The 26,359-nt window shown below is 40.8% G+C and carries 23 protein-coding genes; 9 read left to right on the forward strand and 14 right to left on the reverse strand.

Annotated elements, in window-relative coordinates; genetic code table 11:
- Window positions 1-67 precede the first annotated feature (67 nt).
- From serS to rplU, 7 genes are all read right to left on the reverse strand, one after another.
- Window positions 68-1,339 (reverse strand): serine--tRNA ligase, encoded by a 1,272-nt coding sequence (gene serS / locus FTT77_RS05995; RefSeq protein ID WP_180007573.1) that lies wholly within the window; start codon window positions 1,337-1,339, stop codon window positions 68-70.
- A 117-nt stretch (window positions 1,340-1,456) separates the two neighbouring features.
- Window positions 1,457-2,248, reverse strand: coding sequence for an RsiV family protein (locus FTT77_RS06000; protein ID WP_180109066.1), 792 nt, complete (start codon window positions 2,246-2,248; stop codon window positions 1,457-1,459).
- Window positions 2,249-2,409: 161 nt separating this feature from the next.
- Entirely contained in the window at window positions 2,410-3,105 is a 696-nt protein-coding gene (gene lolA, locus FTT77_RS06005) for an outer membrane lipoprotein chaperone LolA (protein WP_180109067.1), read from the reverse strand.
- Window positions 3,106-3,337: 232 nt separating this feature from the next.
- Entirely contained in the window at window positions 3,338-3,601 is a 264-nt protein-coding gene (locus FTT77_RS06010; protein WP_180025786.1) for a YadA-like family protein, read from the reverse strand.
- A gap of 12 nt (window positions 3,602-3,613) precedes the next feature.
- Window positions 3,614-4,669, reverse strand: coding sequence for a hypothetical protein (locus FTT77_RS17250; protein ID WP_373686703.1), 1,056 nt, complete (start codon window positions 4,667-4,669; stop codon window positions 3,614-3,616).
- A 331-nt stretch (window positions 4,670-5,000) separates the two neighbouring features.
- Window positions 5,001-5,255, reverse strand: a complete 255-nt coding sequence (gene rpmA, locus FTT77_RS06025) for a 50S ribosomal protein L27 (protein WP_067764378.1) — start codon at window positions 5,253-5,255, stop codon at window positions 5,001-5,003.
- 19 nt (window positions 5,256-5,274) lie between these two features.
- Window positions 5,275-5,586, reverse strand: coding sequence for a 50S ribosomal protein L21 (rplU, locus tag FTT77_RS06030; protein WP_078191390.1), 312 nt, complete (start codon window positions 5,584-5,586; stop codon window positions 5,275-5,277).
- Window positions 5,587-6,045: 459 nt separating this feature from the next.
- Between rplU and sdsA the strand changes: the two genes are divergently transcribed.
- From sdsA to FTT77_RS06070, 8 genes are all read left to right on the forward strand, one after another.
- The gene (gene sdsA / locus FTT77_RS06035; protein ID WP_180025809.1) at window positions 6,046-7,023 is read left to right on the forward strand and encodes an All-trans-nonaprenyl-diphosphate synthase; all 978 of its coding nucleotides are present in this window, start codon (window positions 6,046-6,048) and stop codon (window positions 7,021-7,023) included.
- 31 nt (window positions 7,024-7,054) lie between these two features.
- A complete protein-coding gene (locus FTT77_RS06040; protein WP_180025860.1) occupies window positions 7,055-9,106 on the forward strand; it encodes a site-specific recombinase in 2,052 nt (683 codons plus the stop codon).
- A 152-nt stretch (window positions 9,107-9,258) separates the two neighbouring features.
- The gene (locus tag FTT77_RS06045; protein ID WP_180039532.1) at window positions 9,259-9,855 is read left to right on the forward strand and encodes a phosphatase PAP2 family protein; all 597 of its coding nucleotides are present in this window, start codon (window positions 9,259-9,261) and stop codon (window positions 9,853-9,855) included.
- Window positions 9,856-9,897: 42 nt separating this feature from the next.
- The gene (locus FTT77_RS06050; protein WP_180109068.1) at window positions 9,898-11,163 is read left to right on the forward strand and encodes an efflux RND transporter periplasmic adaptor subunit; all 1,266 of its coding nucleotides are present in this window, start codon (window positions 9,898-9,900) and stop codon (window positions 11,161-11,163) included.
- A gap of 12 nt (window positions 11,164-11,175) precedes the next feature.
- Window positions 11,176-14,355 carry an efflux RND transporter permease subunit gene (locus FTT77_RS06055; RefSeq protein WP_180007567.1) on the forward strand — a complete coding sequence of 1,060 codons (3,180 nt, stop codon included), beginning with the start codon at window positions 11,176-11,178 and terminating at the stop codon, window positions 14,353-14,355.
- A complete protein-coding gene (gene adeK / locus FTT77_RS06060; RefSeq protein WP_078191396.1) occupies window positions 14,355-15,809 on the forward strand; it encodes a multidrug efflux RND transporter AdeIJK outer membrane channel subunit AdeK in 1,455 nt (484 codons plus the stop codon). Before FTT77_RS06055 ends, adeK begins: the two co-directional genes overlap by 1 nt.
- Before the next feature lie 151 nt (window positions 15,810-15,960).
- On the forward strand, window positions 15,961-16,317 hold the full coding sequence (locus FTT77_RS06065; RefSeq protein WP_078192212.1) for a YbjQ family protein: 357 nt from the start codon (window positions 15,961-15,963) through the stop codon (window positions 16,315-16,317).
- A gap of 3 nt (window positions 16,318-16,320) precedes the next feature.
- Complete coding sequence (locus tag FTT77_RS06070; protein ID WP_180109069.1) at window positions 16,321-16,764, forward strand: YbjQ family protein; 444 nt, start codon at window positions 16,321-16,323, stop codon at window positions 16,762-16,764.
- A gap of 33 nt (window positions 16,765-16,797) precedes the next feature.
- Here FTT77_RS06070 and FTT77_RS06075 read toward each other — a convergent pair whose 3' ends face one another.
- From FTT77_RS06075 to FTT77_RS06085, 3 genes are all read right to left on the reverse strand, one after another.
- Window positions 16,798-17,814 (reverse strand): hypothetical protein, encoded by a 1,017-nt coding sequence (locus tag FTT77_RS06075; protein ID WP_180007566.1) that lies wholly within the window; start codon window positions 17,812-17,814, stop codon window positions 16,798-16,800.
- Window positions 17,815-17,888: 74 nt separating this feature from the next.
- On the reverse strand, window positions 17,889-18,695 hold the full coding sequence (locus FTT77_RS06080; protein WP_180007565.1) for an SDR family oxidoreductase: 807 nt from the start codon (window positions 18,693-18,695) through the stop codon (window positions 17,889-17,891).
- A gap of 44 nt (window positions 18,696-18,739) precedes the next feature.
- On the reverse strand, window positions 18,740-19,411 hold the full coding sequence (locus tag FTT77_RS06085) for a hypothetical protein (RefSeq protein WP_180007564.1): 672 nt from the start codon (window positions 19,409-19,411) through the stop codon (window positions 18,740-18,742).
- 184 nt (window positions 19,412-19,595) lie between these two features.
- Here FTT77_RS06085 and FTT77_RS06090 point away from each other — a divergent pair, with 184 nt between their 5' ends.
- The gene (locus tag FTT77_RS06090; protein ID WP_180109070.1) at window positions 19,596-22,490 is read left to right on the forward strand and encodes a valine--tRNA ligase; all 2,895 of its coding nucleotides are present in this window, start codon (window positions 19,596-19,598) and stop codon (window positions 22,488-22,490) included.
- A 45-nt stretch (window positions 22,491-22,535) separates the two neighbouring features.
- On the opposite strand, the gene FTT77_RS06095 is transcribed toward FTT77_RS06090, so the two are convergent.
- The 4 genes from FTT77_RS06095 to FTT77_RS06110 form a co-directional block, all read right to left on the reverse strand.
- Window positions 22,536-23,420, reverse strand: a complete 885-nt coding sequence (locus FTT77_RS06095) for an S-4TM family putative pore-forming effector (protein WP_180007562.1) — start codon at window positions 23,418-23,420, stop codon at window positions 22,536-22,538.
- A 5-nt stretch (window positions 23,421-23,425) separates the two neighbouring features.
- On the reverse strand, window positions 23,426-24,427 hold the full coding sequence (locus FTT77_RS06100; protein ID WP_180007561.1) for a hypothetical protein: 1,002 nt from the start codon (window positions 24,425-24,427) through the stop codon (window positions 23,426-23,428).
- Window positions 24,428-24,710: 283 nt separating this feature from the next.
- Complete coding sequence (locus FTT77_RS06105; protein ID WP_180007560.1) at window positions 24,711-25,079, reverse strand: endonuclease domain-containing protein; 369 nt, start codon at window positions 25,077-25,079, stop codon at window positions 24,711-24,713.
- 170 nt (window positions 25,080-25,249) lie between these two features.
- Complete coding sequence (locus tag FTT77_RS06110; RefSeq protein WP_180007559.1) at window positions 25,250-26,290, reverse strand: molecular chaperone DnaJ; 1,041 nt, start codon at window positions 26,288-26,290, stop codon at window positions 25,250-25,252.
- Between the last annotated feature and the right edge of the window lie 69 nt (window positions 26,291-26,359).

Here is a 26,359-nt window from a genome sequence, read left to right on the forward strand (position 1 = left end):
CCTCAATAGTTTAAATCTGATTGTCTTAAGCAATTTTTGTGCACAAATGTATGCACTTTATCAACTATTAATCGATAAATTCAGCACCGCCCATATATGGACGAAGTACTGCTGGAATTTCAATTGAACCGTCTGCACGTTGATAGTTTTCCATCACGGCAAGTAAAGTACGACCAACTGCCAAACCTGAACCATTCAGCGTGTGTACAAACTCAGTTTTCTTTTGGTCAGCACGGTAACGCGCTTTCATACGGCGTGCTTGGAAGTCACCCATGCATGAGCAAGATGAAATTTCACGGTAGGTATTTTGACTTGGCACCCAAACTTCTAAATCATAAGTTTTGATTGCACCAAAGCCCATGTCTCCGCCACACAGAACGACTTTACGGTATGGTAAGCCTAATGCTTGAAGAATACCTTCGGCATGACCCGTTAATTCTTCCAAAGCATCCATCGAAGTTTCAGGTTTTACAATCTGAACCATTTCTACTTTGTCAAATTGGTGTTGACGGATCAAACCACGTGTATCACGGCCATACGAACCCGCTTCGCTACGGAAACATGGCGTATGTGCTGCATATTTTAAAGGTAGACGTTCTGGGTCAATGATTTCATCACGCACGAAGTTGGTTACAGGCACTTCTGCAGTCGGGATCAGGTAGTATTCTTTTTCGCCTTGAAGTTTGAATAAATCCTCTTCAAATTTAGGCAATTGGCCTGTACCACGTAAAGAATCTGCATTAACTAAATAAGGTACATACGCTTCTGTATAGCCATTTTCCAAGGTATGTGTATTTAACATAAATTGGGTAATTGCACGCTGTAAACGCGCCAATGGGCCTTTGAGTACGCTAAAACGAGTACCTGTCAATTTGGTTGCGGTTTCAAATTCTAAACCGCCCATCATTTCACCCAAGTCAGTATGGTCTTTGATCTCAAAATCAAACTGACGTGGTGTACCCCACTTTAGAACTTCAACATTGTCATTTTCGTCTTTGCCTTCTGGCACAGACTCATGAGGTAAATTTGGAATCGATAAAGATTTGGCTTCAAGTTCAGCCTGAAGCTCAGAAAGTGCAACTTCTGCGGCTTTAATTTCATCACCAATAGCAGACATACGTGCCATGATTTCAGATGCATCACCGCCAGCTTTTTTAATTTGACCAACTTGTTTTGCACCAGCATTACGTTCAGCTTGTAACGACTCAGTTTTAGACTGAATTTCCTTACGGCGAGCTTCAAGGTCTGCCCACTCTGCTACGTTAAGTTGAACACCACGTTTTGCTAAGGCTAAGTTTACAGCCTCAATATTATTTCTGAGTAATTTCGGGTCGATCATAGCCAATCTTAAGTAAAGAAAAAAACTGGCTATAGTGTAAGCTCTTAACACTTAAAAATACAGTGACCGAGCTTACAGGTGCCCCTTATTAGACCAATAATCTTGCTTCAAATTGTCTTATTTGGTTTCGTAATTTGGCAAACTTGGTAAATATTCAGGTTTAAATAGCCCTTTAGCCATAAAATATGGAAGTTTTAGCTCAGGCATGCCCTCTGCGTAGCTCGCCAATTCATACAATGGATAAGCAAATACGATCCCGTTCGCGCCATAATAAAAATTATCGCTTAACTGTAGTTTTGAACGTTCAATATCGTGACTATCCAACCACATATAGTTGGCATCAAAAAGTGCGCTAATCACTTTCGCGTCTGCACCTTTGACCAAGACATCTTGTAAAGCCAAACGTTTTTTGGCTTTTAAATCAAAATTGACATATTCAACATGCGACATGCCATGAGCCGCATGCGCTGCGTAGGTATAGCTTTCGATTGCAAAAGTTGCGATATGTCCCCACTGACTAATATATCGAACAGAAGTGGTACTTTGACTTAGGCCTGCATCCGTATTGTCTGATAAATCGATTTTTTGATTCGGCTCAGTTGAAAATGCAATCGGGTCTGCTTTTTTAATCCGATCAGTAAAATATTGATTAATCCAATCAACATTGGTTTCAACTGTTTGAATCCTATATTGGGTACAACCTTCCGCATCGCAAGCTTGAGCTTTTGGTAATCGCATCTCAACAGATTTAGATTGAATAAGTGGAATCGCATCAGCGACGACCGCTGGCTTCTGTTCCGTCGTTGCACCTTCAACAGGTTCATTTCGAGGATGGCAGGCCGTTAATGACCCGACTAAAACCACAGCTGAAACAGCCCAAGCTATATTATTCATATGATTTTTTTTCATCCCAAAATTCCCTATAGCAACAATCAAAACCACAAGTTACTTCATTTAAGCAAACTGTGAATATCAGCATACTACTAAATTTCACTTAAATTCAGCTTGCGTCCTTTACATTTCTTCATAAAAAAAGCAGACCGATGTCTGCTTTTTTTCGTTCATGAGAATTATTGATCAATAATGTCCGTACCTTTTGGAGGTACAAAGTTAAAAGTTGATGCTGGAATAGACGCATTGACCTTCACATTATTGAAACGTACATAGGTTGTTTGACCTAATGAGTCTTGGAGAATCATTAAGGTCGGCGCATTTTTCGCACCAAAACTAATGGTTAAGCTTTGAAACACGCCATCATCACTTTTTGGATATAAGGTGTAATAGGTTTTGGTCTTATTCGGCTGTGTAATACGATAAGACTTCATGATTTGAGCTGTATTACCTGACAATAATAATGCAGGCGTATTCGCAACTTGGTCATCTAAGCTTTGGCGTACCGCTTGTTGTAGGTCTGGGTCATAGATCCAAACCGTTTTACCTGTAGTCGCAATGGTTTGCTTAGATGGGCTGGTTGTTTCCCAATAGAATTTACCCGGACGCTGAACTTTCATGACCCCAGTAAAAGTCTGGTTCATATGCTGAGCACTTAAACCTTTCTTTTGAGTTGCTTTCGGGTTGGTCACTTTTGTAGTTTGCTGAAAGTTAGCAGTAAAACTTTTAATACCCGATAATTGTTTCACCAAATTGGCAGTTGCCTGCTGCTCCGACGCTGCAACTGGTGCCGCGAATACTGTCGTACTCATAACCGGTGCCAGTGTCGCTGCACCTAATGCCATAGCACAGATGGTTTTACGAAGCATTTTCATAGATTCACCTTTTATATTTGCATCAACGCAATTTGTTAGATGGCTCCATCTTAAACCACTTTCATTGACTAAATTTAGAGAAAATAAGAAGTTTTGTATGGTTATTAATGCAAATTGCTGTTTTTTATTCATCATGATGGAGAAATATAAAGTAAAAAGGCACTTGATTTGACTCAAATGCCTTTCAAATAATTAAACCATGATTTAGCAATTTCAACATTCCAATTTTCAGTTATTTCCATTGCCACCCAATAGCAGCTCCTGCACCAAAGTCACTTTCAGAGTTGCTGGTTACCCCAATTTTATACACATATTTTTTGTTTTCAGTGACACCACTGAAGCCAAGAGCATAGCCTTGTTCACCGTCCCAAGTCCCCATACCTGCACTGAACATGTTGTAACCTGCATCTGTGGGTTGAGGTAAGGAGGCGATTGCAATACTTGAAGCAACAGCACCGTAAACATTATCTTTAAATTTATTGAAATTATGGTTCAATTCATTCACACGTTAATTGGTATAACTATTGGCTTGATTAAGTACATTTGCCCCATGCTGATCTGTATATGCTTTTGAACTATTTAACACTTCTAGATCTGCTTGACGCATTTGTTTCACGTTTACCGCATCGGTGTCTGCCGTACCAGCTGCCACATGGATAATTTGCTGCTCTGCACCAGCCGAGCCAACGGAAACCGTATTATTGCGGTCAGAGCTTGAACCATTGCCAAGTACAACAGCATTATTTGCAGAGGTGTTGATATTGTTACCAACCACATAGGTATTATTACCAGTGACTGTATTATTGGTACCTAATGCACCAGATCCATCACCACTGACTGTATTGTTTACACCGAGGGCAATAGACTGATTACCATCAGCTTTATTACCTGCACCAACTGCAATCGCATCTTGTCCATTCGCAGTTGGTTTAGGTGCTGTATTGGCAACGTTTGATTGAATTTTAATGTACGGATCTGTTTCTTTTAAGCTCAACAACCATTCAACTTCAGTACCGACAAATCCATTTTTTATCGCAAGTTCATACGCACTGAAACCATTTTCACCTGTTAGCCCTTGTGCGCCAACTACACCATGTAGACTTTCTAGCCATTGGTCCTCATTGCCTTCATAACCATTGCTCACCGCAACTTGATAAGCACTTGCACCATCTAGACCATTGCTGCCATTCAGACCGTTCAACCCATCCTTACCATCGATGCCGTCTCGGCCATTGAGTCCATCTTTACCAGTAGCACCTGTAGCGCCTGTTGCTCCAGTATCACCTTTGTCACCCTTAGCTCCGGTTGCACCTGTAGCGCCTACTGCGCCAGTATCACCTTTGTCACCCTTAGCTCCGGTTGCACCTGTAGCGCCTTTGTCACCTTTAGCTCCAGTCTCACCCTGTGCACCTGTTGCTCCTGTCTCACCAGCAGGATCTTGAGGTCCCATTGGCCCTACTGGCCCAGGAATACCACTATTGCAACGATTACAAGTATGCTCAGGATATGACGAGCCACTCCCACCAGCCCATGCAATTGAGCCTAGAGAAAGTAAAATACTCACAGCAAGTAATTTTGGTACAGCTTTAATAGCGATTGAAGTTGTTTCACCAAGTTGTAGTGTCTTTTAAAATGCAATTTGTTGGCTTTTATCAGGACAATTCCTTTTCTGATAGTCAGCACCGATAAAAACTGTATTCAATATTTTATTCATGTCCTTATCCTTTTTTTGTATTTGTACTCCTCTATTACGCTCTTTATTTTTTGTGATTCAAATCACTATTTATGGTGAATTTATTGATTTGTAGCTCACTTGTAACAATCTAAAAAATACCTCACATTTTATTCAGACGAAAAAAAACCCGCAAAAATGCGGGTCTTTTTTCTATTCGAGCTTACGCTTCAACAGATACGTAGCGACGACCGAATTGGCCTTTCACTTCGAATTTCACAACGCCGTCAGCAGTTGCAAATAAAGTATGGTCACGGCCCATACCTACATTTACACCAGCGTGGAATTCAGTACCACGTTGACGAACGATGATGTTACCAGCAGTCACAGATTGACCGCCGTAGATTTTAACACCCAACATTTTTGGGTTCGAGTCACGACCGTTTTTAGTCGAACCACCGGCTTTTTTAGTTGCCATGTCTACTTACTCCTCGTAATTAGCCTGAAATAGCTGTAATTTTCAACTCAGTGAACCATTGACGGTGACCTTGTTGTTTACGATAGTGTTTACGACGACGCATTTTGATGATGCGGATTTTGTCGTGACGACCATGGCTAACTACTTCAGCAGTTACTTTAGCGCCAGCTACTACTGGTGCACCAATTTGAATGCTGTCACCGTTAACAAGCATCAACACGTCATCAAAAGTAACAGTTGAGCCAGTTTCAGCTTTCAATAATTCTACTTTAAGGGTTTCACCCTCAACTACACGGTGTTGTTTACCACCGCTTTGGATTACTGCGTACATTTAAGTACTCCAAACATGCCCGTGTTGTCGTGCCGGTAAAGGGATATACCGATCTTAAAACGATCGTCACTGGGGTTTCGCAAAGGCAAAGATTTTAAGGGATAACCCGAAAAACAACAAGTCATTTCCGTAAAATATTAGATGAGTATGCGTTTATTATATAAACAGTGTCATTAAAACCATTAAAATGAGTGCTCTATTTCACTTATCATGCTTTTGGCAAGGTTTGACATAGATTTTTAGCAACAATTCGCTAATATACACTGGACTTACATCAACATCATGCTGTTCAAACAACATGCTAAAGATAAAAGTCTGTTAAAAAATAAGTACAATACTTCCGCTTGATGAAAAAAATCACTTAAGATTAAGTCAATTGAGTAAGTTCTTATCTGTTATTCATATAACAAATTGCTACACTACGTCTGTAATTCAAAAATTATTGAGGTTTCTCTTCATATGACCATCGACTTTAAGCAAGATATTCTCGCGCCTGTTGCCACTGACTTTGCTGCGATGGACAAATTTATTAATGAAGGGATCACGTCTAAAGTTGCCTTGGTCATGGCAGTCAGTAAACATGTGGTTGAAGCAGGCGGTAAACGCATGCGTCCAATTATGTGTTTACTTGCAGCAAAGGCATGTGGCGCAGAAGATTTAGAAAAACACCGTAAACTTGCAGCAATTATAGAAATGCTACATACCGCAACCTTGGTTCATGACGACGTAGTTGATGAATCGGGATTACGCCGTGGTCGCCCAACCGCAAATGCGACATGGAATAATCAAACTGCCGTACTAGTGGGGGATTTTCTAATTTCACGAGCTTTTGATTTATTGGTGGATCTAGACAGCAAGGTATTACTCAAAGACTTTTCAACGGGTACCTGTGAAATTGCTGAAGGTGAAGTTTTACAACTTCAATCACAGCACCAACCCGAAACTACTGAACAAACTTATTTAGATATTATTCACGGTAAAACATCACGTTTATTTGAGTTGGCCACCGAAGGTGCCGCGATTTTGACGGGTACACCAGAGTACCGTGAACCGCTTAGAAAATTTGCCGGACACTTTGGAAATGCCTTTCAAATTATTGACGATATTTTAGATTACACCTCAGATGCTGAAACATTAGGTAAAAATATTGGCGATGATTTGATGGAAGGTAAACCAACTTTACCTTTAATCTCTGCCTTAAAGAATACCACTGGCGAAGAACATGACATTATTCGCCGCAGTATTGCCACAGGCGGTACGGCAGATTTAGAGCATGTTATTCAGATTGTACAAAGCTCTGGGGCACTTGATTATTGTAGCCAACGAGCGACTGAAGAAACTGAGGCAGCACTAGCCGCTTTAGCAGCGCTACCAGATACTGAATATCGTCAAGCTTTAATCAACCTCGCAAACTTGGCATTACACCGAATTCAATAATTAACAATATTCATCGTAATTCCCCTTGCCTATGCATATAAAACTCAATGATATCTTTTTGACCATGCAGCAACAGCTCGATACCCCTCGGGCTGTGCTGGATGAAAACCTGCTGATCGAATTGATCAACCGAATTCGACCAGAAGATACAAAAAATACCGACGAAATTAAGAAAAAATTTCAGGCTTTCATCCAAGCTTTACTCATCACGCCAGATGCAGCCTCTACCCTGCAAAGTTTTGTCCTAAAGCTCATTAGCCGATATAAACAAACCAGTTTATATGCGGACACGGGTATTTTGTCTCTCGATGGTTTCTGGGGACAACTGTTCCAACGGCTTGGCGCACATTTTCTTCCTCTGATCAATGACGAAACTCAATTACAAGATTTAGTCCGTCGAGTTTTTTATCGTCATAGCGACAAATATTGGCTGGACAGTATTGATGATCAGCAATGGATGCAGCTCTTTCGACTATTTAATCAAGGTCATAGCAATCAGGAAGAAAAAAAGAAAATTCGCCGTGAGTTAATTAAAGCCATTACCGTTTTGTCCTATCGGGTAAGTGGTATTGGCTTATATCCTGAATTTATTAATGCACAACCTGAACTGACCGAATATGAATCACCTTTTTTGGTGCAAAACCGCGAAATAAACGATTTTATTCAGCAGTATAAAAAGCTGCATCAAAGTGCTGAAGAAATGAGTGCTGTGCTACCGCCAGATGCTTCTCAAGCGTTGGTAATGCTGGAACAATGTCGTGATGTGGTGCTGAAAATTCGGCGTGCGACCAAACGAATTGGTGTAAGTGTCAGCCTGACTTACTTATTGTCGCTTTTAGAACAGTGTTTAGATCGCTTAGAAATCTTACTCAACCTGATTGTTGAAGAAGATGATGTCCGCTATGTATCTATGGGTAGTTTACTCAGTGATGTGACGTCAGCGATTTATAGCGAGCGCAGTGTGCGCGATTTGCTCGCCACCAATAGTGAATTGGTTGCCCTACAAGTCACCGAAAACGCAAGTAAAACTGGCGAACACTATGTAAGTACGGACAAACAAGGCTTTATGAGCATGTACCGATCTGCGGCAGGTGCCGGTGTGATCATTGCATGTATGGCAACTTTAAAAGTGCTGATGGCCCGTGTCAGCATGGCACCGCTCATGCAAGCCATTTCATATAGTCTGAACTACTCTTTCGGCTTTATGCTGATTCATGTCTTACATTTTACTGTTGCCACTAAACAGCCTGCGATGACAGCTGCCGCCCTTGCCTCGACGGTTCAGCATCGTAAAGGCTCGAAAATGGCGCAGATTGCCGAACTTGCCGCGCTAATTATTAACATCATTCGAACCCAGTTTATTGCAATCTTAGGCAACATCAGTATTGCGATTCCTGTTGCAGCATTGATCGCATTAAGTTGGGACATGGCTTTACATGAGCCATTAATGAATCATGCAAAAGCAGCTAAAACCTTACACGACCTCAATCCATTTACCTCACTGGCTGTGCCACATGCTGCGATAGCTGGAGTATGTTTGTTTTTATCAGGTTTGCTTGCTGGGTACTTTGACAACATGGCGATCTATCGCAAAGTTGGACCACGGATTCAAGCACATCCAAAGTTAAAACGCATCATGGGTCAAGAGAGACTGGATAAGCTTGCCGCTTACATTGAGCGAAACTTAGGTGCTTTGGCAGGTAACTTCTTATTCGGGATCATGCTGGGCAGTATGGGTACGATTGGATTTATTTTTGGTTTACCTTTAGATATTCGCCATATCGCCTTCGCCTCGGCCAACTTCATTCAAGGCCTCATCAATATTAATGGTTCACCAGACATTGGCTTAATCATTGTGTCATTCTTAGGGGTTATTCTGATCGGTCTGACTAACTTATTCGTCAGTTTCACGTTAACCATTATTGTGGCACTACGGGCACGTCGCGTAAGATTTGAACAATGGAAACCACTGGCTAAACTGGTGATGACTCATTTTCTAACGCGACCAAGTGATTTTTTCTGGCCACCGAAAACCCCACTTGAAGTAGAAGATGGCACACAAGCCAGTAAGAACAATCATTAGCAGATTTGTGTTTTATTTTAGTAAGATGTAAATGAACACAAAAAATAAAATCAGTATGATTTACACAGACTTGAAATAAAGTGTACTGATGAGTACACTTTAGTCCATTAATTAACCGAGCTCAAACCGGTTAAAATGACAAGGAATAAAATATGCCACGAACGCTACTGTTTGTTGGTTTTTTTGCATTAATTATCAGTGTGTTGTCGCTTTATCCTACCTATTTAAATCTATTAGATTTAAATATCGTGGAATGGATGAGTCAGCACCGTATTGCTGTCTTTAATCAAATTGCCATCGGACTTTCCGCGCTAGGCGGCATGCCTTTTGTATTATTTTTCACCACGCTATGGTGTTTACACTTTGCGTGGTATAAAAAATATACAGAGATTGTTTTTATCAGTATAGGGATCTTTGGAAGTATCGGCCTTGCATGGTTGCTTAAATTTACGTTCACCAGACCGCGTCCCCCAGAAATGTACTATCTTGTAGCGTCTTACGGGAGTTCATTCCCAAGCGCACACAGTTGTTATGCTGCATCGCTTGCGTGTCTTATGATCTTGATTTACCGACAACATGCTCAACATCGCTTGATCACCATTTTGGCATTGTTATGGATGCTGTGTATGGGTGTTTCGCGAGTATATGTTGGGGTTCATTTTCCGACAGATGTCTTATCCGGTTGGAGCATAAGTTTTATTTGGATCGCGCTACTTTATTTGAGTTACATCAAAATCAGTAAAGCGTAAACAAATGAATAATTTAGATAAATATCTAATTGAGGTGGAACAATGATGTCTGCAAAGCTTTGGGCTCCCGCCCTGACTGCTTGCGCATTGGCAACAAGTATTGCACTTGTTGGTTGTAGCAAAGATCCTAAAGATGCACAGCAAGCTGCTGCTGCACAGCAAATGCCACCAACTGAAGTCGGTGTCATTGTTGCCCAACCGCAAAGCGTTGAACAATCTGTTGAACTTTCCGGCCGTACATCTGCCTATGAAATTTCAGAAGTACGTCCACAAACCAGTGGTGTAGTACTGAAACGTCTATTTGCAGAAGGCAGTTATGTTCGCGAAGGACAAGCCTTGTACGAGATCGACTCGCGTACAAACCGTGCTTCAGCTGACAGTGCTCGTGCTGCTTTAACACGTCAACAAGCAAACCTAAACGTGTTACGTGTTAAAGAAGGTCGTTACCGTCAGCTTGTTGGCTCAAATGCGATTTCTAAACAAGAATACGACGATATTGTTGCTCAAGTTAAACTGGCTGAAGCAGATGTTGCTGCATCTCAGGCAGAACTTAAAAATGCAGAAATTAACTTAGGTTACTCAACTGTACGTGCGCCAATTTCGGGTCAAACAAACCGTTCAACTGTGACTGCTGGTGCATTAGTTACTGCATCTCAAGCTGATCCATTAGTCACAATTCAACGTCTTGATCCAATGTACGTTGACATTAACCAATCAAGTGCTGAACTTCTTCGTCTACGCCAACAGTTAAGCAAAGGCAACTTAGACAGCAGTAATAACACCAAAGTCAAATTACGTCTTGAAGATGGTAGCGAATATCCAATTGAAGGTCGTCTTGCATTTTCTGATGCGAGTGTAAACCCAGATACAGGTACGGTTACCCTTCGTGCTGTTTTTTCTAACCCGAATCATTTATTGCTTCCGGGTATGTTTGCCAATGCTCGCATCGTTCAAGGTGTGATTCCAAATGCTTACCTGATTCCACAAGCTGCCATTACGCGTACCCCTACAGGTCAAGCGATTGCAATGATTGTGAATGCAAAAGGTGCTGTTGAATCTCGTCCTGTAACAACAGTCGGTACACAAGGTTCGAATTGGATCGTGACTCAAGGCTTGAATACTGGCGATAAAGTGATTGTTGACGGTATTGCGAAAGTTAAGCCAGAGCAACAAGTTGTAGCCAAACCGTATCAACCTCAGGCTGCTGCACCTCAAGGTGCTCAACAACCTGCTGCAGCAAAAGAACAAGGTAAAGCAACAGAACAAGCAGCGCCTAAAACTGAACAAAAAGCTACTTCAAACGCATAAGGAGTAGACTGAATGGCTCAATTCTTTATTCATCGCCCCATTTTTGCGTGGGTGATTGCATTGGTAATTATGCTAGCGGGTGTACTCACGCTATCTAATATGCCAATTGCACAGTATCCGACCATTGCGCCGCCAACGGTTTCAATCTCTGCGACTTACCCAGGTGCGTCTGCAGAAACAGTTGAAAACACCGTAACCCAAATCATTGAACAACAAATGAATGGTTTGGATGGCTTACGTTATATTTCGTCAAACAGTGCGGGTAACGGTCAGGCATCTATTACATTGAACTTTGAACAAGGGATCGATCCAGATATCGCCCAAGTTCAAGTCCAAAACAAACTCCAGTCTGCGACAGCGTTATTACCTGAAGATGTACAGCGTCAAGGTGTAAAAGTCACCAAATCTGGCGCAAGCTTCCTACAAGTTGTAGCATTCCACTCACCATCGGGTAAGTTGACTGCGGACGACATTAAGGACTATGTAAACTCGAATATTTCTGAACCTCTCAGCCGTGTGGCAGGTGTAGGTGAAGTCCAAGTATTTGGTGGCTCTTATGCGATGCGTATTTGGCTAGATCCAGCCAAAATGGCAAACCTACAAGTTACACCGAGTGATGTGGCTGCGGCTATCCGTACACAGAATGCTCAGGTTGCTGTTGGTCAGTTAGGTGGTGCGCCTGCAACTGAAGGTCAAGTGCTGAACGCGACAGTTACAGCACAAAGTTTGTTGCAAACGCCTGATCAATTCAAAAATATTTTCCTGCGTAATAGTATCAATGGTGCTCAAGTACGTTTAGGTGATGTTGCACGTGTTGAATTAGGTGCAGACAACTATCAGTTTGACTCTAAGTTCAACAACAAACCTGCTGGTGGTGTAGCGATCAAACTAGCAACTGGTGCAAACGCATTAGACACAGCCGAAGCTGTTGAAGCACGTTTAAAAGAACTACGTCCAAACTACCCTGAAGGTTTAGAAGACACGCTTGCATTTGATACGACTCCATTCATTAAGTTATCGATTGAAAGTGTTGTACATACCCTTGTAGAAGCCGTGATTCTCGTATTCTTTGTGATGTTCTTGTTCTTACAGAACTGGCGCGCAACGATTATTCCGACATTGGCTGTACCTGTAGTGGTATTGGGTACTTTTGCTGTCATTAACATGTTTGGTTTCTCTATCAACACTCTCACCATGTTCGCGATGGTACTGGCGATTGGTCTCCTCGTGGATGATGCAATTGTTGTCGTAGAGAACGTTGAACGTGTCATGGTTGAAGATCATCTTGACCCAGTGACTGCAACTGAAATCTCAATGAAACAGATCTCGGGTGCCCTCATCGGTATTACCTCTGTGTTAACCGCTGTATTCGTGCCGATGGCATTCTTCGGTGGTACGACAGGTGTAATTTATCGTCAGTTCTCAATCACGCTGGTAACAGCAATGATTCTGTCATTGATTGTGGCATTGACCTTTACCCCTGCCCTATGTGCGACCATGTTGAAACAACATGATCCAAACAAACCTGAAAGCAACAATATCTTTGCCCGTTTCTTCCGTTGGTTTAACAGCTCTTTTGATAAAGTTGCGCATAAATACCAAGGCGGCGTGAACTTCATGACACACCACAAGATTTTCTCTGGTGTGATTTATGCAGTTGTAATCGGCTTATTAGTGCTTTTATTCCAAAAGTTACCATCATCATTCTTACCTGAAGAAGACCAAGGTGTTGTAATGACACTGGTACAGTTACCACCGAATGCCTCACTTGAGCGTACGGATAAAACTGTCACTGCAATGACCGATTACTTCCTGAAAAACGAAGAAAAATATGTCGAGTCTGTATTCAGTGTTGCCGGCTTCTCGTTCACAGGTGTGGGTCAAAACGCAGGTCTTGCTTTCGTCAAGTTAAAAGATTGGGAAGACCGTACATCACCTGAATCTCAAGTAGGTGCGATTATTCAACGTGGTATGGCATTGAACATGATCGTGAAGGATGCTTCATACATCATGCCAATCCAATTACCAGCAATGCCAGAATTGGGTGTAACTGCTGGCTTCAACTTGCAGTTAAAAGCTTCTGCAGGTCAAACCCATCAACAACTTATCGATGCCCGTAATATGGTGCTCGGTATGGCTGCTCAAGATAAACGCCTCATGGGTGTTCGTCCTAACGGTCAAGAAGATACGCCACAGTACAAAATCACGATTGACCAAGCTCAAGCCGGTGCTATGGGTGTCAGCATCTCTGAAATCAATACCACAATGGGTATGGCATGGGGTGGTTCTTACATCAACGACTTCGTTGACCGTGGTCGTGTGAAGAAAGTCTATGTACAGGGTGAAGCTGCGGCACGTATGATGCCTGAAGACCTGAGCCAGTGGTATGTTCGTAACAACCAAGGCACAATGGTTCCATTCTCGACCTTCGCTACTGGCGAATGGACTTATGGCTCACCACGTCTTGAACGTTATAACGGTATCGCATCTGTGAACATTCAAGGTTCACCGGGTGTGGGTGTAAGTTCGGGCGACGCGATGAAAGCGATGGAAGAAATTGTACAAAAACTTCCTTCGATGGGCGTTCAAGGCTTTGACTATGAATGGACTGGTTTATCTCTAGAAGAACGTGAGTCTGGCGCACAAGCACCATTCCTATACGCACTTTCATTGTTAATCGTCTTCCTATGTCTTGCTGCCTTGTATGAAAGCTGGTCTATTCCGTTCTCAGTATTACTGGTTGTACCATTAGGTGTATTGGGTGCGTTATTACTGACTTTCCTTGGAATGGTGTTCTTCAAAAATCCAAACTTGGCGAATAACATTTACTTCCAGGTGGCTATTATTGCCGTCATTGGTTTGTCCGCGAAGAATGCGATCTTGATCGTAGAATTCGCCAAAGAACTTCAAGAAAAAGGTGAAGATCTGTTTGACGCAACTTTGCATGCCGCTAAAATGCGTCTACGTCCAATTATCATGACCACTTTAGCCTTTGGTTTTGGTGTACTTCCGCTTGCCCTTTCTTCGGGTGCAGGTGCAGGTAGTCAGCACTCTGTAGGTTATGGTGTATTGGGTGGCGTAATCAGTTCTACCCTACTTGGTATCTTCTTTATTCCTGTGTTCTACGTATGGATCCGAAGTATCTTTAAGTACAAACCAAAACAACAAAATAATCAGGAGCATTTATCGTGATGCAAAATGTATGGTCTATTGCAGGTCGTAGCATTGCGGTTTCTTCACTTGCGCTTGCTTTGGCTGCCTGCCAAAGCATGCGTGGTCCAGAGCCGGTTGTTCAGACCAATATCCCCGAAAGCTACACAGCAAGTGCTTCTGGCACTTCTGTGGCTGAGCAAGGATATAAAGATTTCTTTGCTGACCAACGTCTGGTACAAGTTCTTGACTTAGCTTTAGCCAATAACCGTGACCTACGTACGGCTGCTTTAAATATTGAACGTGCACAACAACAGTATCAAATCACTGCCAATGGTCAATTACCAACCATTGGTGCAAGTGGTAGCGTACTTCGTCAAGACACGTTGAATACGCAAAAGCCTGTAACTTCTTACAATGTCGGTTTAGGTGTCACTGCCTATGAACTTGATTTTTGGGGTCGTGTACGTAGTTTAAAAGACAACGCCTTAGATAGTTACCTTGCAACTGCAAGTGCCCGTGATGCAACGCAAATTGCGCTCGTGGGTCAAGTGGCTCAAGCATGGTTAAACTATGCGTATGCCAACTCAAACTTGAAGCTTGCGGATCAAACCTTAAAGGCTCAGCTTGAATCTTATAATCTCAACAAAAAGCGTTTTGATGTCGGTATCGACAGTGAAGTTCCTGTTCGTCAGGCTCAAATTTCTGTAGAAACTGCACGTAATGATGTTGCGAACTACAAGACTCAAATTGCTCAAGCACAAAACTTATTGAACCTATTAGTGGGTCAACAAGTGCCTGCGAACTTGCTGCCGAACCAACGTGTCAATCGAATTACTTCGACCAATACCATTGGTTCAGGTATTCCAAGTGACTTGTTGAACAATCGTCCAGATGTCCGCGCAGCTGAATACAAACTTTCTGCTGCTGGTGCGAACATTGGTGCAGCTAAAGCACGTCTGTTCCCTACTATTAGCCTGACAGGTTCTGCGGGTTATGCTTCAACGGACTTAGGTGATCTATTTAAATCAGGCAACTTTGTATGGTCTGCTGGCCCGAGCCTAGATATTCCAATCTTCGACTGGGGTACACGTCAGGCCAATATTAAAGTTTCTGAAACTGATCAGAAAATTGCATTGTCTGATTATGAAAAATCAGTTCAGTCTGCTTTCCGTGAAGTGAATGATGCGCTTGCAGTTCGTCAAAACATTGGTGACCGTATTGCAGCACAGCGCCGTTTAGTTGATGCAACCAATACAACCTACAAACTATCAAATGCTCGCTTCCGTGCTGGTATTGATAGCTACCTAACTGTACTGGATGCGCAGCGTGCATCTTATGCAGCTGAGCAAGGTTTGTTGTTGCTTGAACAAGCAAATCTCAACAACCAAGTTGAATTGTATAAAACACTTGGTGGTGGTATCAAAGCCAACACTTCTGATGCTGTGCAATACCAACCGTCTACTGCTGAGCGTAAAGCTGCGTCAAAACAATAATTTGATTTAGCCTAGCCAGTAATATTTGAAAAGCTCACTTCGGTGGGCTTTTTCATTTTTAGATCGAAACTTCAAAATAAAAATGAACATATTGCTTTTTGCTGAAGAGTTTCCTATCTTCAATTCACCTTTTTATATTGATAACTAAAAAATGCTTTTAAGTAATCTAGAATCTGTTCCGGGTCATACCATTACACAACAACTTGATGTCGTTTATGGCAGTACTGTCCGCAGTAAACATGTTGGTCGTGACTTTATGGCTGGCCTAAAAAATATTGTAGGTGGTGAGCTCAAAGGTTACACAGAACTACTCGAAGAATCCCGTCAAGAAGCCATGAGCCGTATGATTGATAAAGCACGTGCCTTAGGCGCGAATGCGGTCGTCGGCATCCGTTTTTCAACCTCAAATATTGCTCAAGGTGCTTCTGAATTATTTGTGTACGGCACAGCAGTTCGCGTAGAAGCCAACTCAGCAAAACTCCCAGACCCATTTCCAACTCAGGACTAAGTCATGGATGCCTTTATTTTTAAAGTCCTGATCTTTGTGGTGCTCTTTTGTATTGGTTGGGGCTTCGGTCGCCATATCGAACAAAAGCATCTCAAAGAACTCGAAGCTCAAGAAAAGCGTTTGGCACATATACGAATAGACAACAACCGCTTTAAAACTACTGAACATTTTGGACAACTGATTTCAAGTAATGTGGTAATTTCGCATGATTATTTTAAATATGTGATTGCCAATATTCAGAACTTCTTTGGCGGACGTTTGACCAGTTATGAAAGCATCATCGATAGGGCACGTCGTGAAGCCGTGGTGCGTTTAAAGCAAGAAGCTGAAAAGATGGGCGCAACGCAAATTATGGGCCTGCGTCTAAGCACCACTGAGTTGGGTATGCAAGGCGGCATGGTCGAAGTCTTTGCGTATGGAACAGCAATTCAAAAGAGAGACATCTGATCTCTCTACTTCTCCCCAATTCATTTTTACTATTTAATTTACTTTACACAATGTGTTTTCAAACTCTTCATAACTCACATTTTCATTGCGACAAATTTTAAAGCAAACCTCATTAAATTTCTTTTCATCAATATTTGGATCATGATAACTAAATGCAACATCTCCAGCATAAGCACGTGCCAGATCTTGCACCACAATGTCAGCTTTACATCCATATAAAGTTGGACATGCCTCTAATGTTCCTTCGTAATACTCTTTACACTGAGTCGGTTCGACATCCACCTTATTGGGTTTTTGCATCGACACATTTAAACCATTTTCATTCATTAGAAGAAAATATTGAAGTTTTCTAAATGGTTTTAAGTCAATCTCGAGTCCCGAATGATTGATACGAGCCAATTGATCTTTGTAAGAATTATGATCATCTGAGATTAACTCTGCATTACCAGCTTTGTCGATTTTGATAAAGTTATAGTTGACAGGCATATATGCACCACTCCCCTTATGTGCAATCACTTCGATCAAATGATCTTTCGCAATAAATGCTCCTGTAAATACAGTCGATTCAACACTGGTCAGCAACTTACCTTTCACTAAAATACAATATCCAAAACATTGATCTTTGAATCTAGCCTGATCGCCTTTAAAATCATCAACAGGATGAAATTCAGCTCGCCATTTAAAATCACCAATTTTATTCGAGCTATAAGGTAATTTATCAACATCTGAATCTTGAGGATTTTGACTGTAATACTCAGACTTCAATAATCCTTTTTCATCAAATAGTGCTTCGATCGGTAACCACCCCTCATTTGGTCCTCGTATTACAACTTCTGCACTCGCCGCTTCAACATTAGGTTCAATCTCAACAGATTCAGTAACTGGTTCTGATACAGTTCCTATTTCTTTTTCAGGCTTTTCGAGCGTTGACTTCTGCTCAATTTTTTGAGTTTTCTGTTTAAAATAAAAATAAGCCACCGTACCAATTACACCAATGATTGCGCACAAAATGATGGCTATTCCCCATTTGTTAAAATTATTCTTTTTCATTTCTTATAATCTCGATACTCATTAAAAAAGTCACTGTTAAGAGTGACTTTTAAACTATTTAAACTTGATAAAATTTACTTCACTTTGGTTTTACGAATCATTTTATACAACGTTGTTGGTGATAATCGAGATACCCAAACACCGAGCTTTTCTTTAGAACCACCCACCACGATGTATTCTTCCCCACGTTGCAAAGATTGCACCACCGTTTCGGCAAACTCATTGGCTTCTAGACCATTTTCAATGGCTTCATCCTGATGCCCTTGTGGCTTGCCTGCACCATTGAGTGCATTAAATGAAACATTGGTTTTGACAAATCCGGGGAATATCACTGATACGCCCACCCCTTGATCCGCAACTTCCGCACGTAGACTGTTTGCCCACATATGAATAGCAGCTTTTGCAGCAGAATAGGTCGCGCGGTATTGTGTCCCTAATAAGCCTGCAACACTTGAAACAAAAGCAATTCGACCAGACTTTTGCGCTAAAAAAGTCGGTAGAACGGTTTTAGTCAAAAATACTTGAGAAAAATAATCTACTTCCATGATGGCTCGTTCAGTCTGCATGGTCGTATCCGTGATCAATGCACGCTGACTCAATCCCGCATTATTGATTAGCCAGTCAATTCGACCTTTATGCGCAAGGACTTGTTCATAAGCATGGCGAACTTGTTCTTCATTGGTAATGTCTGCACACACTGAAAGATGCTGATCTGGATGTAATAATGAAACACGGACTTTTTCCAACTCTTCAAAACGACGTGCGGTCAAAATGACCTGCGCCCCTTGCAAAGCACATTCTTTTGCTAAAGCTTCACCCAAACCTGAAGATGCCCCAGTAATCCACACCACTTTTCCATTCAAATCATCTCGTTTTGCCATTTTGACATCCTTTTAAATAACTAATTTATTCATTTATATGTATTTTATGCTTTATGTAGTACAGGCTCATTGCTCAAAAACACCATAAAATGGTCAAAGTACTGACTCATCGATTGTGCATCATAAATTTTGCCGAGTTTATCAAAACGTTTATAACCGAGTTGCGTGGTGAGATTGATGACACCGGTTAAAGTTTTATCCACCACCATATTAAATTTCAGCATTTTTTTTGGTTCTCGCACCAAATGCGTCACCCCGGCATCGACCACTTGTGTAAATGCCTTCAATGCGAGTGGGACATATTGATTCTGCCCTTCTTTCATTTGACTGACATAGGCAAGCAAGTCGGTGGCTAAAGAGGCATCGATCGGATAATGCATATAATGCTGACCATCTTCGCTGTAAAAACGTCCATATAAATAATTTACCATCGGTACAAGGCGGTCATTGCTGAAAAAAGACACCGACCACGGCATATATTTACGGGTCGTTTCACGTATTTGCTGAATAATTTTTTCGGATTCATTGTCTCCAGACTTATTCATGCGCGCCATTTGGCCAAAAACTTGATCTAAAATTTCACATGCAATATCCGCTAAATTATCCCCTAAGGCTTTGGACTGACTTTCTGTTTCACCTTCATTGAGTTTTTGATGAATCGTCTCAAAACGTTGATATGTCGTAGGTTGAATCTTTAAAGAAATAGAATAAGTCATTTGATATTGCTCCTTTTATCTTAGTTTTGGGATCAATGGATACTTCTTATCTTAGGTCCTATCATACGGACTCTTTTATTTACTGCCAAATCCTAAAAGTTAACATTCGCCCAACATCCCTAATTCACCATTTTTTTTGCTACAATAGATCTAATTTTTTATCCACTTTTGATCTGTTTAGACTATGACTGATTCAGCGCAAAATATTGCTACGACCTACGATCCGACCGAGATCGAAAAAAAATGGTACAAGACTTGGGAAGAGAGAGGCTACTTCAAGCCATCTCAAAAAGGTGATTCATTCTGTATTATGATTCCGCCACCAAACGTCACTGGTAGCTTGCACATGGGTCATGGTTTCAACAATGCCATTATGGATGCGTTGACTCGTTATAACCGTATGTCTGGCAAAAATACCCTTTGGCAGCCGGGTACTGACCATGCCGGTATCGCAACGCAAATGGTTGTTGAACGTCAATTGGGCGCTGAAGGCATCAGCCGTCACGACCTAGGCCGTGAAAAGTTCATCGAAAAAGTGTGGGAATGGAAAGAACAATCTGGTGGTAACATTACTCGTCAAATTCGTCGTCTAGGCTCATCTGTAGACTGGTCACGTGAACGCTTCACCATGGATGAAGGTTTATCAAATGCCGTTAAAGAAGTGTTTGTTAAGCTACATGAAGAAGGCTTAATTTACCGTGGTAAACGCCTTGTGAACTGGGACCCTAAACTACAAACTGCCCTTTCTGACTTAGAAGTTGAGTCTGATAAAGAAGAAGCAGGTTCACTGTGGCACTTCAAATACTTCTTTGAAGACAAATCAATCCGCACCCATGACGGCAAAGATCACATTGTCGTTGCGACCACTCGTCCTGAAACATTGCTTGGCGATACAGCTGTTGCGGTTGCGCTTGATGATGAACGCTATGCAGCGCTTGTTGGCAAGAACATTATCTTGCCAATTACAGGCCGTGCTGTTCCAATCGTTAAAGACGAATATGTAGACAAAGAATTTGGTACAGGCTGTGTGAAAATCACCCCTGCGCACGACTTCAATGACTATGAAGTGGGCAAACGCTGTGAACTTCCAATCATCAACATCTTCAACAAAAATGCTGAAGTTCTTGCTGAATTTGAATACATCGCGAAAGCGGGCGAGCAAATTTCTAAAACCATTCCTGCCCCTGCGGACTACATTGGTTTAGAACGTTTTGCTGCACGTAAAAAATTGGTTGCTCAAGCTGAAGCTGAAGGCTGGTTAGATCAAATTCAACCGTACACCTTGAAGCCACCTCGCGGTGACCGTTCAGGCGTGATCGTTGAGCCACTTCTAACTGACCAATGGTATGTGAAGATCGCTCCTCTTGCTGAGCCTGCAATTAAAGCGGTTAAAGATGGCGACATCAAATTTGTACCTGAGCAATACAGCAACATGTACATGGCGTGGATGAACAACATTCAAGACTGGTGTATCTCACGTCAATTATGGTGGGGTCACCGTATCCCTGCTTGGTACGATGCTGAAGGCAACGTATTTGTAGGTCGTGATGAAGCTGAAGTTCGTGCGAAAAACGGCATTGCACCTGAAGTTGAATTAAAACAAGACGAAGATGTACTCGATACTTGGTTCTCTTCAGGTCTTTGGACATTCTCAACTTTAGGTTGGACAGGCGACGCTGCGAAAGATAAAGAAAACTATTTCTTAAATACTTTCCACCCGACTGATGTGTTGGTAACAGGTTTCGATATCATCTTCTTCTGGGTTGCGCGTATGATCATGATGACCATGCACTTCATGAAGAATGAAGATGGTACGCCACAAGTGCCGTTCAAAACTGTGTACGTTCACGGTTTGGTTCGTGATGGAGAAGGTCAGAAAATGTCTAAATCTAAGGGCAACGTGCTTGACCCATTAGATTTGATTGACGGCGTTGATCTTGAAACTTTAGTACAAAAACGTACAACTGGTTTGATGAACCCGAAACAAGCAGCGAAGATTGAAAAATCTACCCGTAAAGAATTCCCTGAAGGCATTCAATCTTACGGTACGGACGCTGTTCGTTTCACTTTCTGTGCGCTTGCAAACACAGGTCGTGACATCAAGTTCGATATGAAACGTGTTGAAGGTTACCGTAACTTTGCCAACAAAATCTGGAACGCTACTCGTTTCGTAATGATGAACTGCGAAGAGCAAGTGATTGGTATCGATGCTCGTCAAGATCTTTGGGAATTGCCTGAACAGTGGATCGTGAGCCGTCTGCAAAAAGCTGAACAAGCAGTGCAAACAGCATTCGCGACTTATCGTTTAGACTTGGCTGCACAAGCGACTTACGAGTTCATTTGGAATGAATACTGTGACTGGTATGTAGAGCTGACTAAGCCTGTTCTAAATGACGAAAACGTATCGGTTGAACGTAAAGCTGAAGTACGTCGTGTTCTTCTTGCTGTAATGGAAGCGTCTTTACGTTTGGCTCACCCATTGATGCCTTACCTAACAGAAGAAATCTGGCAAACACTTGCGCCAAAACTGAACATTTCGGGCGAAACAATCATGTTAGCTCAGTACCCTGTTGCTGACCAAGCGTTAGTGAATGAACAAGCTGAAGCAGATATGCAATGGCTGCAAGGTTTGATTGGTGCGGTACGTAACATTCGTGGTGAGATGGGCTTAGGTAATGCTCGCTTGTTGCCTGTTCTACTTCAAAACACGACGGATGCGGAAAAAGCTCAAATCGCTCGTATTGAACCATTGTTCAAAGCATTGGCAAAAGTTGAAAGCATTACCTTCTTGGCTGATGCTGAACAACCACCATTGTCTTCTTCATCTGTTGTAGGTCATGTATCAGTATTTGTTCCAATGAAAGGTTTAATTGACCCGAAAGCGGAATTGGGTCGTCTACAAAAAGACTTAGACAAGGTTCAAAAGCAGCATGACCAAATTGCGACTAAACTTTCTAACGAAGGTTTTGTTGCGAAAGCTCCTGCTGCTGTAGTTGAAGGCGAGAAAGTTAAACTTGCTGAGTTTGCTGACCAGTTAGCGAAGATTAAAGCGAATATGGAGCAGATTGCAGCGCTTTAATGCTGTAGTTTGATTCAAAAAATCCCCTCTTAGTGAGGGGTTTTTTTAATCTTTTACCCATATTTTAGATTTAGCCTCCAACACATACTTACGACCTTCAGCAAAAAAATCTGGTACAGATAAATTAGACTTACGGTAGTCATCAATACAATTTTGTATTTTTGAAATCAGAGCGATGTTCATTTTTTTTGCGAAGGACATCCCAACTAAATCTTTTAATTCACAAAACAAAAAAATACACCTATTAAGTTTATATAAGTCCAAAATATGTTTTATCAATGGCATCAAAAAAGCACTCATATAACATAAATAAAAAATGATAATTTCATAAATCATTTTTTGTTTAGAATAGAAACCATCAGACCAGAAAGAAAAAACAATGAATAAAGAACCACCTAAAATTAGAAAATTTAAAATAGATAAAAATATTACATAATGTTTTTTAAGTTCTCTAGTCCACATAAGATTTTGCTTTTGACAAGATATGATATCTTCTGGAAATGCTTTATTACCAATTGCTGATGTATACCAGCCTTCAATCTTTTCTAGATTACCTACTTTTGAATTATGTTTTTCAGCATATTTTGATGCTTTTATCTCATCTTGGGTTGTTATGTCATAATTCAAATCGAATAAATTACTATCAAATTTTTTTTGAAATTTAGATGCAGACTCCCTATCAGACTCAAAACCCCATATTAAAAAATAAGAAACAATAGCAACACCAATACAAAATAACTCTCTAATTACAGAATAAGTATCATCTGCCTGTATAGAATTATTTAAGACCAAGACACTTATGGCAAATATCAGAATACTAAACAGCCTTACTATTGACCTTTTTGCTTTAAGGTCACTATTTATTTGTCTTTGAGCTGCTAAAAATCTTAAATTTTCGTCTAGATTTTGCTTATGTAAGATATTAGACACTTAAATCATCCATAAGCAGGAAAAAATGAACCCAATACTTTTTCCCAATATTCAAAGGCTCTTTCTTTTTCACCAATACTTTCATAGTAATTACCATATTTAATATTTTCCAAGTCATTGGTAACACGTGCATGAATTTTATTTTGAACATCATGATCTAATCTGTTGATATTACCTTCAATCCCTTTTGGATCTTCAACCCAAGAGTAAATATTATCACGTATATAAATTAGACTTTTTTCAACTTCTTCTTGCAAAGTTCCTGCTGTTGTCAACCATCTTGATTTATAAAAATATAACAACATAACTTCCAACAAATATGATGATGGTATAGACGGCTTTCTATCTTGTTTGTTCCAATATTTCATCAAACGAATAATTTCTAATACTTTTCCATTATGCTGTCGATTAACTTCCGTTGCTAAAGTCTGATCTTTCCTTGGATCAGTTTGCATCCAATAATTACCATTCCCACTTGGGATTAAATAAACTCCACTTTGAGTATAAAAACATGGAACTAAATCGAAGTTCCATTCATTACTGGTCATTTGAAATGTCACAGCTTGCTGACGTCTGTTTAATTGTGGATTTTGATACCCGCTCATTCCACTCAACATGCGCTTAAATCTATTCAGAACCTTAATAGGACTCAAAGTATCATCATCATTCAGAAGTTGAGACCAAATCCCTTTATCCAATGGATTTAGAATTGAAATAATAGCTTCATCATAATTGGTAGCTTCATTCCATACTAGTTTGCCACCATTTAGACCTATCATTTGATCGATATCATCAAGTGGTTTAACTTTAGTTCTTCTAGAAAATGAGCCAAATGGCAAATTATAGGTTTCTGCAAAATCTAGCTTTTCCAAACTATTGTCATTAAGTCTTTTAATTTGCTCTAGCAAGTGATCTCTGCTTCTTCTACCTGCATCAGTGCGACTTTTTACCAAATTAACTTTATCTTCAACTAATCGAGTAAGTGCACCATTAATCGTTCTTGCCATTTTTATATCTCTTATTTCTAAATGCATTCTTTTATAAATATGGGTTATATACATTTTTTCAACAAAAAATCGTCATTTCTTTACAATATTAATTAAATTATTGTTTTTATTATTTTTAATTTCTATAACGGGGGAGTGAGTAATGCTAGATTCAATGAGTATAGGAATTTCACAATGGTGTTCCCTCTCCTCTCAGGAGAGGGTTAGGGAGAGGTGCTTCTAGTTTTTTCCATTATAAATTCTACCCTCACCCTAGCCCTCTCCCCGAGGGAGAGGGAATTTTTCATTCTTGATTTACTTTCAGCTCAAGACATAAATTCCACAAATCCTCCAACACCACATCCGTCCTCCCCAACACATCATAATTCCAATATCGTACAACAGTTAAACCCAAAGCCTCTAAAAACTTAGTTCGCTCAGCATCGTATTCAATCGCATCATTCGTTCCATGCTGACTACCATCCAACTCAATCACTAAACCAATTTCATGACAGTAAAAATCCACAATATAAAGTTTGATCACATGCTGACGGCGGAATTTCAGGTTCATAAAACGTTTGGCACGTAGAATTTGCCACATGAGGTTTTCAGCATCGGTGGCTGTGTGGCGCATGTTTTTGGCAAACTCTAATAATACAGGGTCTATTTTCATTTTTATTTCCCTCTCCCTAGCCCTCTCCCATAGGGAGAGGGAACATTCATTGTGAATCTAATTTTTATTATGAAATTTCAGCCCCACTAATACATCCAAATTTATAACTTAAATTTGATATGTAATGGATTTCCCCTCTCCTTTCAGGAGAGGGTTAGGGAGAGGTGATTTTATAAAACCCCATTCCCCAACAACACTTCCAACCCTTTCACCTTCTCCATATATTTCAGCCGTTCTTTTTCCCACTTCACTTGCTCTTTCAGCACTGCAACATCGCCATCAATCACCTTATACACATCTTTCACCTGCATATTTTTCGGCTTCGGCTTTTCGCTCCAGTGAAAACTATCCGTAATGTCATCTATCTGACTGGCTAGGCGTTGGCTTTGAGCCTCTAAAGCCGTTTTATAAAACTTTAAATGTTCATCAGTTAAAGCTTTAGGGCTTTTGCCTTTATTGGTTTCAAGCTGTAATTGCAGCTTTAATAAATAAAACAAATCCTGTGCTTCATGAGCTTGATTCACCACTTGCTGCAACTCGGTTTTTTCCGCTTTTTTAGCTTCATCAGGTTCACGGTCTGGGTGAATCATAGCGGTGATTTTTAAATACACGGTTTTCAGTGATTGATTCACTAACTTTTCAGTTTGCTCACGTTTTTGCTCTAACCGTTTACGCTGATGCTCTTCTTTTTCACGTTGATATTGCTCACTGTCCCATTCTTCATAAGACTCATGTTGTTCTGTAGCTTCTTGTTCAACATCAAAATGACCTTCTACTTTGCTCTGTTCAGTTTGGGTCAACTTAGCTTTTTTATTCGGCTTTTGATTATGTGCATGATGCTGCTGATAAAAAACATCCACCTCAGCAACCTTTTCAAGTTCGGCAGTATTTAAGTAATTGGATTTTTTCAACTGCTTTGCCAATTTCGCAAGCTTGGCATCGAGCTGAGCTAAATCCGCTTTGGCAAAGTCTTCTTGCTGTATGTGCAACCAAAGCTGTGCAAGCTGACGGTAGTACACCGCATGCAAATCACGATATATCGGCACAAGTTTCAGTTGGATATAACTCTGAATCTCACTTTTGGCATTTTGCCAAAGCTGTAAGTCTTGCTTTTGCTGTTCGATTTGCTCAATCAGTTTGTTCAGCTTTTTATGCTGTGGGGATAAAGCTTCAACACTCGGGAGTAAACTGACTTTTAACTCAAAAGACATAAGCAAATTTAACGCAAAAAGAAAATTATAGCCGATCTAAGCACTAAACTTTTGAGCACTTTGCCTAAA

The sequence above is a fragment of the Acinetobacter sp. YH01010 genome (assembly GCF_013420775.1).
GTDB lineage: Bacteria > Pseudomonadota > Gammaproteobacteria > Pseudomonadales > Moraxellaceae > Acinetobacter > Acinetobacter amyesii.